The sequence below is a fragment of the Sphingomonas sp. HITSZ_GF genome, assembly GCF_029543155.1.
Classification (GTDB): domain Bacteria; phylum Pseudomonadota; class Alphaproteobacteria; order Sphingomonadales; family Sphingomonadaceae; genus Sphingomonas.
In genome coordinates, this window is the sequence record NZ_JARQXA010000004.1 from 225,034 (window position 1) to 237,955 (window position 12,922).

The window sequence follows — 12,922 nt, forward strand, 5'->3', positions numbered from 1 at the left end:
CATCTGTGTTACTACAATAATACAGTTGGTTACGCCACCGGCACGAAGGCGAGGTGCTGATAATCATAGCTGAAATCGGCGAGCGGCGAGAGCGGCTTCATCGTTACGCCGGTCACCTTGCCTTCCTTGATCTCGAAACTGACCACCGCGTCCTCGCCGGCATCCTTGGCGAAGCGGGTGCGGAACGCGTCGGGTCCCCAGGGCTCGAGCACGCTCTTGAACACCGGGGTCGGGGTGAAGTCGATCCACAGCTTGCCGCCCTTGGTCGTAACCACCACGTCGCCGTACCAGGGATCGCGGTAGCGCCCGGCATAGCCGGCGAGCGGCAGCGACGGCGCGCCCGCCGGCGCCTTGTCGACGCCGCCCTCGACGCTGGCCAGCGCCTCGTCCTGCGCCGCCTTCTGCCGGGTCCTGTAGCTGCTCACCCAGTCAAAGGCCGGCGCGTCGATCAGCCGGTCGAGGATCGCGTTGCGGATCGCGGCGGAGACGCCCTCCTCGACGTTGCTCAGCACCGACACGCCGATCCCGCGCGACGGCAGCAGCCCGGTATAGGTCACCTGGCCCGAGAGCCCGCCGCTGTGCTGGATCATCCGGAGCCCGCGATAGTCCTGCACGAACCAGCCCAGCGCATAGGCGGCGAGCACCGGGCGCACCGGGTTGCTCTCGGTCGGCCCGTCGCTCGACGAAGTGATCGTCTGCGGCTTCCACATCTCCTTTGCCTGGGCGGGCGACCAGAGCTGCTTGCCGTCGGGCAGCTTGCCCTGGGCCAGCTGCACCTGGATCCACCTGGCCATGTCGCTGATGCTCGCGTTGATCCCGCCCGCGGCGTCGACCATCTTGCCCTCGTCGGGCTGCACCACTTCGAGCTTGCCGATCCCGCGCACCGGCGGCCCCAGCCGCGCATGCCGCCCGGCGACATTGTCGGTCTTGAGCGAGCCGCGCGATCCCACTGCGTCGGCCATGCCCAAAGGCGCGAAGATCCGCGTCTCGACGAACTTGTCCCAGGGCGTGCCCGCCACGCGCTCGATCAGCAGCCCGGCGACGATGTAGAGGATGTTGTCGTAATCATAGCCCGCCCGGAAGCCGCGCGCCGGCTTGAGATAGGGCAATGCCTTGAGCACGTCGGCGGCGACATGGTTGCCCGCCGGGAAGAACATCAGGTCGCCGGCGCCGAGCGGCAGCCCCGAGCGATGCACGAGCAGGTCGCGCACCGTCATCATCTGCGTGACCGCGGAATCGGACATGCGGAACTCGGGCAGATGCTGCACCACCGGATCTTCCCAGCCGAGCTTGCCCTCGTCGACGAGCAGCGCCAGCGCGGCGGCAGTGAACGCCTTGGAGTGCGAGGCGATGCCGAAGCGGGTATGCGCGTCGACCGCGCCGGGCTTGCCCAGCGTGCGCACGCCATATCCCTTCACGAACGCGGGCTGGCCCGGCCGCACGATCGCCACCGCCACGCCCGGGGTCTCGAACGCCGTGAGGAACGGCTGGACGATCGCATCCACCGCGGCTTCGTCGAGCGCTGCGGCGAAGGCGAGCCGGGGAAAGGCCAGCGCGCTCGCGCCGCCCAGCGAAAGCGCCAGCGCGGTGCGCCGGTCGATGGTGAAACCGCTCATGTGACGAACTCCCCGGAATTTGCGAGGATGCTAGCGCTGCCAGTCTCGAGGTTCAATCAATCCTCCCCCGGAGGGGGAGGGGGACCAGCGAAGCTGGTGGAGGGGGCTCGCCACGGGCGATACCGCTTGGGGCGTGCCCTCTCCACCACCGCCTTCGGCGGCGGTCCCCCTCTCCCTCCGGGAGAGGATTTAGGGCAGCCTAAGCCAGCAGCTCGACATCCCAGTAGAGCCAGTCGCGCCAGGTATCGTGGAGGTAATTGGGCGGGAAGCGCCGGCCATGCTCCTGGAGCTGCCAGCTGGTCGGCCGGATCGGCTGGAGATAGAGGGGCATCGCGGCCTGTTGCGGGGTGCGCCCGCCCTTTTTGAGGTTGCACGGCGCGCAGGCGGTGGCGACATTTTCCCAGGTGGTGCGCCCGCCCTGGGCGCGGGGAATGACATGGTCGAAGGTGAGGTCGCGATGGCTGCCGCAATATTGGCAGGAGAATTTGTCGCGAAGGAACAGGTTGAAGCGGGTGAAGGCGGGGAATTGCGAAGGCTTCACATATTGTTTGAGCGCGATGACCGAAGGAAGCTTCAGCCTCGCGCTGGGACTTCGCACCTCGCGTTCGTAATAGGAGACGACATCCACTCTATCGAGGAACAGCGCCTTGACCGCCGTCTGCCAGGGCCAGATGCTCAGCGGATAATAGCTCAGGGGCGTATAGTCTGCGTTGAGCACAAGCGACGGGCAGCTGTCCGGATGGCGGATCAGATCGGGATGATACATGCGCTCCCTCGCCCAGTTCGTGGTGGCACGCATCTCGCCGAGAAGCGTGACGCGGTAATGACACCATATCCCGCGACTCGCGGTCAAGAGCCGATTTCCGGTATCCGCAACGGCCGTGACGGGGCGGATTTTGTCGCAGGGCAAGGAGCAAGGAGGGAGCGATGCTTTCGCATCGTGACCGACGCGCGACGCCGCCCTGCGGCAAAATCCGCCCGCCGCTTCGCGGTCGCCTTGGGAAGGCCGCTGAACAGCGTCAGGCCACTTGCGCGTAGTACCGCTACGCGACTGCGTGACCTTCCTTGTCAGCGGCCTTCCCAAGGCGATCACGGCCATTGCGGATACCGGAGATCGGCTCTGGTGCGGCTTTGATGGTTATCCACACCCGATTCGCGCCCAGCCCGACCGGGCGCCTGCACCTCGGCCATGCCTGGTCGGCGATCCAGGCGCACGACTTTGCGCGCGCTGCCGGCGGGATGTTCACGCTGCGCATCGAGGATATCGACGGCACCCGTTCGCGCCCCGAGCATGTCGAGGCGATCCTGCGCGATCTCGAATGGCTCGGCCTCGCCTGGGACGGGCCGGTGACCTTCCAGTCGCAGCGCCTCGCGCTGTACGAGGATGCGCTCGATCGCCTGCGTGCGATGGGCCTGCTCTACCCCTGTTTCTGCACCCGTGCCGACATCGCCGCGAGCCTCACTGCCCCGCACGGTCCCGAGGGCGCGCTCTATCCGGGCACCTGCCGCAGGCTGGCCGCGCCGGACCTCAGCAAGCCCCATTGCTGGCGGCTGGATATGGGGAAGGCGCTCGAACTTCCTCTCCCCATCGGGGAGAGGGAAGGGGCCCGCGCCGAAGGCGTGGGAAGGGAGAGGGGCAGTGATGTGCCGCTCCCCACTGCCCCTCTCCCTTCCGCCGCTTCGCGGCTCCCTCCCTCTCCCCGAGGGGGAGAGGGATTGTTCTGGCACGATGCCTTTGCCGGCTGGGTCGCCGCCGATCCCGCCTCGGCCGGCGATGTCGTCCTCGCCCGCAAGGACGCACCCGCCAGCTATCACCTCGCGGTCACGCTCGACGATGCCGCGCAGGGCGTCACCCATGTCGTGCGCGGCGTCGACCTGTTCGCCGCCACCCATGTCCACCGGCTGCTCCAGGCGCTGCTCGGCCTGCCGACGCCCGAATACCGCCACCACAAGCTGCTGCTCGGCCCCGACGGCACTCGCCTCGCCAAGCGCCACGGCGCCCCCGGCCTCGAGGCGATGCGACTTGCCGGTGCAGACGGCCGCGCGCTCGCAGACCAGTTGCGCGCCGGGCAACTGCCGGTTGGCATCGCCGCGGCACAGGCGTAAGCTCGCGCGATGTTCTTCCTCGCCATCCTGCTGCTCGCCGCGATGTTCGCGACTCTGTTCATCCTCATCCGCGGCCTGGTGAACATGGCCGGGACGACCAGCCAGGACCTGGAAGCCCAGGGCGACGGCCCCAGCCCGCGCGCGCTCAAGTCGCAGAAGCTGATGCAGCAACGCATCCTGTTCCAGGCGGTGGCGATCGGCGTCGCCGCGATCATCCTGTTTGCCCTGTCAGCCAAGGGCTGACTTCCGAAAACTTCAGCCAAGGGCTGATTTCTGAAAACTTCGGCCAAGGGCCGGGGCACCTGCCCCCGCGGGGCGATATTCCAGAGACCACGATGACTCTCCAGACCTGGTGGCTGTTCGTCATGGCCGTGTTCCTGCTGTCGGGAACGCCCGGCCCCAACATGCTCCACATCCTCCAGCGCAGCGTCGATTTCGGCGTGCGGCGCACCGTCGCGGCGATGGCCGGCTGCCTCGCCGGGCTGGTGACGATCCTCGCCGCCTCCGCCGCCGGGCTCACCGCGCTGCTGCTCGCCATTCCCGGCGCGTTCGAAGTGCTGCGCTGGCTCGGCACCGCCTATCTGGTCTGGCTCGGCATCAAGGCGTGGCGCGCCGATCCGACGCCGCTCGACATCGGCGACGATGCCGCGCTGGCGGACCGGCGCCTCACCGCCGCCCAGCTCTTCCGCGGCGGCTTCGCGATCAGCCTCTCCAATCCCAAGGCGCTGCTCTTCGCCGCCGCCTTCTTCCCCCAGTTCGTCAGCGCCGCCGCGCCCAAGCCGCCCCAGTTCGCGATCCTGGTGCTCACCTTCGCGGTGATCGAGTGCGGCTGGTACCTGGTCTATGCGCTGGGCGGCCGCGGTCTCGCCCGCCATCTCGAGCGCCCCGCGCTCAAGACGTGGTTCAACCGGCTCACCGGCACGATCTTCATCGGCTTCGGCCTGTTGCTGCTTCGCGCGCGGCACGGCTGATCGCGCTTTCCCCGCCCGCGCGCGGGGCGTAAGAGTCTCGTCGCAATGGTAAAGCTCAACAAGATCTACACGCGCACCGGGGATGACGGCACCACCGGGCTCGCGGACGGCTCCCGGGTTTCCAAGGCGAGCCTGCGCATGGCGGCGATCGGCGATGTCGACGAGGCGAACTGCGCGCTGGGCGTCGCCCGCGCCACGCTCGGCCATCATGCCTTTGGCGGCATGCTTGCGCACATCCAGAACGACCTGTTCGATCTCGGCGCCGATCTCGCCACGCCCGAGGACATTCCCGGCGCGCTGCGCATCACCCCCGGCCAGGTCGCGTGGCTCGAGGAGCGGATCGACCATATCAATTCGGCGCTCGAGCCGCTCACCAGCTTCGTCCTGCCCGCCGGCGCGCCCGGCGCGCCCGAGCTCCACCTCGCCCGCGCGGTCACCCGCCGGGCCGAGCGCGCCGCCGTGGCCATGGGGGCTAGCCCGCAGCCGCTCGCCTATCTCAACCGCCTGTCCGATCTGCTCTTCGTCGCCGCCCGCGCGGTGAACCAGGGCGAGGCCGGCGACGTGCTCTGGGTACCCGGCGCCTCGCGCTGAGCGCGAAGTTTTTGCTTTCCCTCGCTTATTCCTGCCTGACCTGAACAAAAGCCGCCCGCATGACGTTGTGCATCTACCGGGGGCTTTCCGGACACCTATATCGCGACGGTTGACGGCGATCGCGCACGCGCCTAGGAGAACATAATGCGAACGGAAACGGGATCCGCACCGGCTTCCAGCGCGCTTGCCGCGAAGTTCGCGCACACCCGCGCGCTGAGCGCGGCGCTGGTCGCCCCGCTCTCCGATGCAGATGCCACGATCCAGTCGATGGACGATGCCTCGCCGGCCAAATGGCATCTCGCGCACACGACCTGGTTCTTCGAGACCTTCGTGCTACGCGACCATCTGCCCGGTTATGCGCTCCACGACGATCGCTGGCCCTTCCTGTTCAACAGCTATTACGAGGCGGAAGGCCAGCGCCATGCCCGCCCGCGCCGGGGCATGCTCTCGCGCCCCAGCCTCGACGAGGTGCTGGCCTACCGCGCCCATGTCGATGCCGCGCTCGCCGATGCGCTGCCCGATCTGCCGCACGCGGCGCAGGCGCTGGTCCTGCTCGGCTGCAACCACGAGGAGCAGCATCAGGAGCTGCTCCTCACCGACATCCTCCACCATTTCTCGGTCAATCCGCTCGAACCCGCGCTCTGGCAGGGCGCGCCCAAGGTGCCGGTGGCGATGCCCGGCCCGATCGGCTGGATCGAGGGGCAGGCCGGGCTCGTGCACATCGGCGAGTCAACGGAATCAACCTTTTCGTTCGATTGCGAGGGGCCGCGCCACCAGGCGCTGCTCACGCCGCATGCGATTGCCGATCGCACCGTTACCAACGGCGAATGGGCCGCGTTCATCGCCGATGGCGGCTACAAGGACCCGCGCCACTGGCTGTCGGACGGCTGGGCCTGGGTGCAGTCGGAAGCGATCGAGGCACCGCTCTACTGGCGCCGCGACGGCGATGTCTGGACCCGCTTCGGGCTCGACGGGCGGCGTCCGCTCGATCCAGCTGCACCGGTCACCCATGTCAGCTTCTTCGAGGCCGATGCCTATGCCAGCTGGGCCGGCGCGCGCCTGCCCAGCGAGTTCGAATGGGAGGCGGCGGCTTCCGCGCACGACGCTGCGGGCGGCAACCAGCTCGACGCCGCCGGCCCGGTCGAGCCCCGCCCGTCGGCCGGCGGCCCGGCCTTTTTCGGCGATGTCTGGCAATGGACGGGCAGCGCCTTCCGTCCCTATCCCGGCTTCAAGCCCGTCGAGGGTGCGGTCGGCGAGTATAACGGCAAGTTCATGAGCGGGCAGTTCGTGCTGCGCGGCGCGTCCTGCGCCACGCCGCGGGGCCATAGCCGCGCCTCCTACCGCAACTTCTTCTACCCCCATCAGCGCTGGCAGTTCACCGGCGTTCGCCTGGCGAAGGACCTGTGACTTCTCTTTTCCGTCACCCCCGCGAAAGCGGGGGCCCATCTCCTGCCCGTGCAGCAGGCGGAACCCGTCGGAGATGGGTTCCCGCTTTCGCGGGAATGACGAAAGTATTTGGATCATGTTGAAGCAGGAACTCGAAGACGGCCAGGCCAGCCTGGCCGATCCGCATTTCCGCGCCGATGTGCTGAGCGGGCTCGAAGCGCGGCCCCGCGCCATCCCGGCGCGCTGGTTCTACGATCGCCGCGGCTCGGAGCTGTTCGAGGAGATCACCCGGCTTCCCGAATATTATCCCACCCGCACCGAGACCGAATTGCTGCGCAGGACCGGGCCCGAGCTCGGCGCGCTGGCGGCGCGCGGTGCGGCGGTGGTCGAGTTCGGCTCGGGCTCCTCGGTCAAGACGCCGCTGCTGCTCCGCGCCATCGATCCCGCCGCCTATGTGCCGATCGACATCTCGGGCGATTTCCTCCGCCAGTCCGCCGCCGAGCTGAGCCAGGCCTTTCCGGGGCTGCCGGTCTATCCGGTCGAGGCCAATTTCCTCCATCCGGTGCCGCTGCCCGATCAGGTCGCCGGCATGCCCAAGCTCGGCTTCTTCCCCGGCTCGACGATCGGCAACATGCAGGCCTATCACGCGGTCAACCTGCTGCGCGCGATGCGCGAATGGCTGGGCGAGGGCGCGCGGCTGCTGATCGGGATGGACCGGGTCAAGGATCCGCAGGTGCTCGTCCCCGCCTATGACGATGCCCAGGGGATTACCGCGGCGTTCAACCTCAACCTGCTCGAGCGGATCAACCGCGAGCTGGCTGGGACGATCCCGGTCGAGGCCTTCCGCCACGTCGCGCTGTGGAACGACGATGCCGCGCGGATCGAGATGCATCTCGAAGCGGTGCGCGACATGGAGTTCAGCGTCGACGGCCGGCCTTTCTCGCTCCAGGCGGGCGAGACGATCCACACCGAGAACAGCCACAAATATGGCCGCAACGGCGCTCGCATGCTGCTGCGCGCCGGCGGCTGGACGCCGATCCGCGAATGGACCGACGAGAATGACTGGTTCGCGCTGATCCTCTGCGAAGCCCAGCCGCTCCGCGTGGCGCCGTAACTCTAAAAATCCCCCCCCGGAGGGGGAGGGGGCCATGCGCAGCATGGTGGAGGGGGCTTGCCAAAGGCGATGCGCTTGCGGCGTCCCCTCTCCACCACGACGCTTCGCGCCGCGGTCCCCCTCTCCCTCCGGGAGAGGATCAAAGAAGGTTCAGTTCAACGCCCGCCGCCGGTCGAGCGAGCGGCCGATCGCGACGAACAGATAGATCAGCGCCGGCACCAGCACGATGCTCAGCACCACCTTGCTCAGCATCTGGCCGACCAGCAGCTCGCCGATCGGGAACACGCCGTAAAAGGCGATCGAGACGAAGATCAGCGTGTCGGCGATCTGGCTCAGCACCGATGCCACTGCGGCGCGCAGCCACAGCAGCTTGCCGCCGCCGCTCTTCAGCGCAGAGAAGATGGTGACGTTCAGGATCTGCGAGATGCCATAGGCGATGATGCCGCCCAGCCAGATGCGCGGCGTGCCGCCCATCATCAGCGCAAAGGCATTCAGCCGGTCCGGTGCCATGCTCGGCGAGGCGGGCAGCGCAAGCACGAGCACCGATAGCAGTACCGAGACGATCAGCGGCACGAAGCCGACCACCACCAGCCTCCGCGCGGTGTCGGGCCCGTGCAGCTCGGCAACGGCGCTGGAGACGGAGACGAGCAGCAGGAAGGCGAAGATGCCCGCTTCCACCGCAAGCGGCCCCACGCCCACCCAGTTGCCGATCTGCGAGATGGGGCCGAGCGCGACTTGCTTGTTGCCCAGCACGCCGGCGATGCAGACCATGCCGCCATAGAAGATCGACAGGAAGAAGAGCGAACGCGGAAGGCGAATGGTGTCCATGCGCGGACGCTAGCGGGAAATGCCGCCGCCGCAAGCCCCGCACCTTGCCTTGCCCGGTGCGGCGCGTCAGGTTCGCGGTGTAAGCTTTTAGGGGGAAAGCCAATGTTCGGATGGATCGTCGTCGCGCTTGCTGCCGTGTCTCCGGTGCAGGCGGCGCCGAGCGACTGGTTTCATGTCGATACCGCCAGCGATCACGCCAATGCGTCCTTCATCGACCGGGCGAACATCGTCCCCAACAAGGCGGGCAATCTCGAAGCCTCGATGTTCTCGCTGATGGCGCAGGTGACCGACGGCGATGCCGCCTATCGCTTCACCGTAGAGTTCGATTGCAAGGGGCAGTCCAGCCGGCTGATCCGCGCCGAGGCCTTCGACGGCGATCGCAGGTCCAAGGGCGTCGAGGATATCAAGACCGAATGGGCGGTCGCCGCCAAGGGCACGCAGGGCGGCACGATCCTCGGCTATGTCTGCAGCCGCGGCGGCTCGCTGCCCGACAAGAAGTCGCTCGGCAGCGCCCTGCCCTGGGAAACGGGCCGCGCCTTCTTCTGAGGGAAGCTGTTGGCGTGAAGGGGTGGCTCCCTTCCAATGTAGGAAATGTTCACCTATCGTTCTCCTGCTGCCTCTTGCCGGGTAGCATGGCTCTTTGAACGGTTCGGACATCGAAATGCGCGCCGCTATCCTGGTGTGAAATCAGGGGCTTGGCTCTGTGGGGCGAAGGCACGCGCCAACTTCCGCGGTGGGCGGGGTATGGACGCAAACCTCGACTCCCGCGGAAATCGTGGGTTCTGCGGCTGCCGGAATAGCGTTTGCCGGACCTGGCGCCGTGCCATTGCCGCGAACGCCGCGAACTTCGGCGTTCGGATGTGTCCGCTTCTGCGGGGAACGGAGTCGGCTGCCTCTGGCCATGCGGCTTCGAGCGTGTATGGTTGGGGGCTTGGGCTTTTGCCTTGGGGGATTAGGCAGTTGAATCAGTTTCCGATCGGCATCTTCGGCGTGGTTGCGATCCTGGCGATCGCGTTCCTCTTCTCGTCGAACAAGCGCGGGATCAATCTGCGCGTCGTCGGCGCGGCCTTCTTCCTCCAGGTCGCGATCGCCGCGCTGGTGCTGCGGACCCAATGGGGCCAGGCGGCGCTGCACGGCCTGTCGAACGGCGTCTCGGCGCTGCTCGGCTATGCCGGTGCGGGCACCAGCTTCCTGTTCGGCCCGCTCGCCAAGCCCGAGCTGGGCGGGCAGAGCTTCGCGATCGCGGCGCTGCCGGTGATCATCTTCTTCGCCGCCTTGGTCTCGATCCTCTATCATCTCGGCGTGATGCAGTTTGTGATCCGCTGGATCGGCGGCGCGATCGAGAAGGTCGTCGGTACCACCAAGGTGGAGTCGCTGTGCGCAGCCGCCAACATCTTCGTCGGCCAGAGCGAATCGCCGCTGGTGATCCGCCCCTATCTGGCGCGGCTCACCCCGTCCCAGCTCTTCGCGGTGATGAGCGTCGGCATGGCGGGCGTCGCCGGCACGATCCTCGCGGCCTATGCCAGCCTGCTCGGGCCGGCGTCGCTGCCCTATCTGCTTGCGGCGTCGTTCATGGCGGCGCCGGGCGGCCTGCTGATGGCCAAGATCATCATGCCGGACGAGGCGGTGAAGGACGGCGAGCTGCCGCTCGGCGATAATATCGAGGACGAGGCGATCAAGGTCGCCGAAGCCGATGTCGAGGAAGAGCGCGCCGCCAACATCATCATGGCCGCGGCCTCGGGCGCCTCGACCGGCGTGAAGATCGCCGTCGCGGTCGGCGCGATGGTGCTGGCATTCGTCGCGCTGGTCGCGCTCGCCAACGGTCTGCTCGCCGGTGCGGGCAACTGGATCTACGATCTGACCGGCCATGCCGCCTGGGCCGGCTTCCTCCAGGATCTCAGCTTCCAGAAGATCATCGGCACCGTCTTCGCGCCGGTCATGTACCTGCTCGGCATCTCCTGGCACGAGGCGACCGCGGCGGGCGGGCTGTTCGGCACCAAGGTGGTGCTCAACGAGTTCGTCGCCTTCATCGATCTGGGCGGGATGACCGATCTGGCGCCGCGCACCCGCGCGATCATCACCTTCGCGCTTTGCGGTTTCGCCAATTTCAGCTCGATTGCGATCCAGATGGCGGCCACCGGCAGCCTGGCGCCGAACCAGCGGCCGATGATCGCCAAGCTCGGCTTGCGCGCGCTGCTCGCGGGCAGCCTGGCCAACCTGATGAGCGCGGCGCTGGCGGGATTGCTGCTTCCCTGACTTTATCACCGCGCGCGTTAACTTTTTAGATACCGGATCGCCCGTAACATCTGCGTAATGTTGCAGGAGCGACGCTGCGCCGGGGGGCGCGCCGGTCCTGCCGAGAACAATCTACATGGGATGGAGAGCGGGTCGCTCGCCATCGTCAACCTGAACACGGGAACCCCGGGTTCACTGGTCGTCGATGTGCGGTCTCCAGGGATTATCTTTAATCTGGAGCAGGGCGTGACCAATCTGATTTCTTCTTCCGGTACGGGCCCCCGCCCGTTGCGTATCTTGCGGCAACCACCCCCCACGCCCGGCGAAGAGGCGCTGGGCCGGGTGCATGATTGCCTGGCATTGGCCTTTCAACCCGTCGGCGCGGCGTCGCGGCTCGGCGCAGATCGGCGGCACAGCCATCTGCCAAGGATTGTTGCGCCTTCGAAACGTTCCGGAAACGCCGTGGATGCATATGACCCAAAGGTCATACTCACGCAGTCGGAGGACGACATCTCCCGCACCGAAATCTCCTTCCAGCCTGAAGTGCCTGTCATGGACCGCCGCAGCGACGACCGTTCGAAGATCTCCGTCTATCGTTCGGCGATGCTCCGATGGTCGGGCTATGAGTCGCTCTGCCTGATCCGCAACATCTCCCCCGGCGGCCTGATGGGCAAGCTGCACACCAGCCTGCCCCCCGGCGAACCGGTTCTGGTCGAGATCCGCTCGGGCAAGGAGATACCGGGCCGCGTCGCCTGGTCGGCCGACGGCATGGTCGGCGTGCAGTTCGACGAGCGGATCGACGTGCTCGAGGTGCTCCATGCGCCGGTGCACGGCGAGCCGGGGCTCACCCAGCGCATGCCGCGCCTGCGCATCGCCTGCCCGGTCGGGCTGCTGGCCGACGGCATCCGCCAGACGCTCACCTTGGTTGACGTGTCGCAGGGCGGCGCCAAGGTCGAGGCGGACTTCCTGCGCGAAGGTGACGAAGTGACGCTCGGCATCCGCGGGCTCGATCCGCATCGCGGCGTGGTGCGCTGGGCGCATAGCGGGCGCGCGGGGATCGCCTTCCTTGCGGCGATCCCGTTCGACACGCTGGCGAAGTGGGCGCTCGACCGCCAGGCCGAGTTCGCCGCCCAGGATCGTGCCGGCGCCTAGCGCGTCGGCACGGGCTCGGGGCCGGTATAGTCGTAGAAGCCGCGCTTGGTCTTGCGGCCATACCAGCCGGCCTCGACATATTTCACCAGCAGCGGGGCCGGGCGGAACTTGGGATCGCCCGTGCCTTCGAACAGCACCCGGGTGATCTCCAGGCAGGTGTCGAGCCCGATGAAGTCGGCCAGGGTGAATGGCCCCATCGGGTGGTTGAGGCCGAGCTGGCACGCCGCGTCGATGTCCGGGATCGTCGCCACGCCTTCGCCCAGCGCGAAGCACGCCTCGTTGAGCATCGGCATCAGCACGCGGTTGACGATGAAGCCCGGCGCGTCGTTGGCATGGACGATGCGCTTGCCGAGCGACTGGCCAAACGCCTCGACCGCGGCGACGGTGGCGTCCGAGGTGGCGAGGCCGCGGATCAGCTCGATCAGCCCCATCACCGGCACCGGGTTGAAGAAATGCACGCCCATGAAGCGGGCCGGGTCGGGCGAGGCCTGGGCGAGGCGGGTGATCGGGATCGACGAGGTGTTGCTCGCCAGGATCGCCTCGGCACCCAGCACCTTGCCGACGCTCTCGAAGATCTGGCGCTTGATCGCTTCCCGCTCGGTCGCCGCTTCGATCACCAGGTCGCAGGGGGCGAAGCTCTCGGTGCCGCCGACGCAGGTGATCCGGCCGAGCGCGGCCTCGGCATCGGCCGTGCTGATCTTCTCCTTCTCGACCGCGCGGGACAGCTGCTTGGCGATGCCCGCCTTGCCCGCCTCGGCCCGCGCCTGATCGACGTCGGAGAGCAGCACGGCATAGCCCGCCTGGGCCGAAACCTGCGCGATGCCCGCGCCCATCTGTCCCGCACCGATCACGCCAACCGTCTTCATCGCAGTCTCCTTTGTCGCAGGCTCCTACCCGTTGATTGCGGAATCGGCTAGGCTTGG

The 12,922-nt window shown here is 67.6% G+C and carries 13 protein-coding genes; 9 read left to right on the top strand and 4 right to left on the bottom strand.

Annotated features, from left to right (window positions below):
- Window positions 1–29 precede the first annotated feature (29 nt).
- Together P6144_RS12835 and P6144_RS12840 are read right to left on the bottom strand one after the other, a co-directional pair.
- Window positions 30–1,616 (bottom strand): serine hydrolase, encoded by a 1,587-nt coding sequence (locus tag P6144_RS12835; RefSeq protein ID WP_277768159.1) that lies wholly within the window; start codon window positions 1,614–1,616, stop codon window positions 30–32.
- A gap of 199 nt (window positions 1,617–1,815) precedes the next feature.
- Window positions 1,816–2,382, bottom strand: a complete 567-nt coding sequence (locus tag P6144_RS12840; RefSeq protein ID WP_277768160.1) for an HNH endonuclease — start codon at window positions 2,380–2,382, stop codon at window positions 1,816–1,818.
- A 368-nt stretch (window positions 2,383–2,750) separates the two neighbouring features.
- On the opposite strand from P6144_RS12840, the gene P6144_RS12845 reads away from it, so the two are divergent.
- From P6144_RS12845 to egtD, 6 genes are all read left to right on the top strand, one after another.
- Entirely contained in the window at window positions 2,751–3,722 is a 972-nt protein-coding gene (locus P6144_RS12845; protein WP_277768161.1) for a glutamyl-Q tRNA(Asp) synthetase, read from the top strand.
- A gap of 9 nt (window positions 3,723–3,731) precedes the next feature.
- A complete protein-coding gene (locus tag P6144_RS12850; RefSeq protein WP_277768162.1) occupies window positions 3,732–3,965 on the top strand; it encodes a twin transmembrane helix small protein in 234 nt (77 codons plus the stop codon).
- Window positions 3,966–4,057: 92 nt separating this feature from the next.
- Window positions 4,058–4,693, top strand: a complete 636-nt coding sequence (locus tag P6144_RS12855) for a LysE family translocator (RefSeq protein WP_277768163.1) — start codon at window positions 4,058–4,060, stop codon at window positions 4,691–4,693.
- 45 nt (window positions 4,694–4,738) lie between these two features.
- Complete coding sequence (locus tag P6144_RS12860; protein WP_277768164.1) at window positions 4,739–5,284, top strand: cob(I)yrinic acid a,c-diamide adenosyltransferase; 546 nt, start codon at window positions 4,739–4,741, stop codon at window positions 5,282–5,284.
- Between the two features lie 144 nt (window positions 5,285–5,428).
- On the top strand, window positions 5,429–6,691 hold the full coding sequence (gene egtB / locus P6144_RS12865; protein ID WP_277768165.1) for an ergothioneine biosynthesis protein EgtB: 1,263 nt from the start codon (window positions 5,429–5,431) through the stop codon (window positions 6,689–6,691).
- A gap of 115 nt (window positions 6,692–6,806) precedes the next feature.
- On the top strand, window positions 6,807–7,784 hold the full coding sequence (gene egtD, locus P6144_RS12870; RefSeq protein ID WP_277768166.1) for an L-histidine N(alpha)-methyltransferase: 978 nt from the start codon (window positions 6,807–6,809) through the stop codon (window positions 7,782–7,784).
- A 150-nt stretch (window positions 7,785–7,934) separates the two neighbouring features.
- Here the strand turns inward: egtD and P6144_RS12875 are convergent, their stop codons facing one another.
- Window positions 7,935–8,612 carry a queuosine precursor transporter gene (locus P6144_RS12875; protein ID WP_277768167.1) on the bottom strand — a complete coding sequence of 226 codons (678 nt, stop codon included), beginning with the start codon at window positions 8,610–8,612 and terminating at the stop codon, window positions 7,935–7,937.
- 102 nt (window positions 8,613–8,714) lie between these two features.
- Between P6144_RS12875 and P6144_RS12880 the strand changes: the two genes are divergently transcribed.
- The 3 genes from P6144_RS12880 to P6144_RS12890 all read left to right on the top strand — a co-directional run bounded on the left by P6144_RS12880 (window position 8,715) and on the right by P6144_RS12890 (window position 11,999).
- Window positions 8,715–9,158: a hypothetical protein gene (locus P6144_RS12880; protein ID WP_277768168.1), complete on the top strand. Its 444-nt coding sequence runs from the start codon at window positions 8,715–8,717 to the stop codon at window positions 9,156–9,158.
- Window positions 9,159–9,572: 414 nt separating this feature from the next.
- Window positions 9,573–10,868 (top strand): nucleoside transporter C-terminal domain-containing protein, encoded by a 1,296-nt coding sequence (locus P6144_RS12885; RefSeq protein WP_277768169.1) that lies wholly within the window; start codon window positions 9,573–9,575, stop codon window positions 10,866–10,868.
- Window positions 10,869–11,399: 531 nt separating this feature from the next.
- On the top strand, window positions 11,400–11,999 hold the full coding sequence (locus P6144_RS12890; RefSeq protein WP_277768170.1) for a PilZ domain-containing protein: 600 nt from the start codon (window positions 11,400–11,402) through the stop codon (window positions 11,997–11,999).
- Here P6144_RS12890 and P6144_RS12895 read toward each other — a convergent pair.
- Window positions 11,996–12,865 carry a 3-hydroxyacyl-CoA dehydrogenase NAD-binding domain-containing protein gene (locus tag P6144_RS12895; RefSeq protein ID WP_277768171.1) on the bottom strand — a complete coding sequence of 290 codons (870 nt, stop codon included), beginning with the start codon at window positions 12,863–12,865 and terminating at the stop codon, window positions 11,996–11,998. The genes P6144_RS12890 and P6144_RS12895 overlap by 4 nt on opposite strands.
- Between the last annotated feature and the right edge of the window lie 57 nt (window positions 12,866–12,922).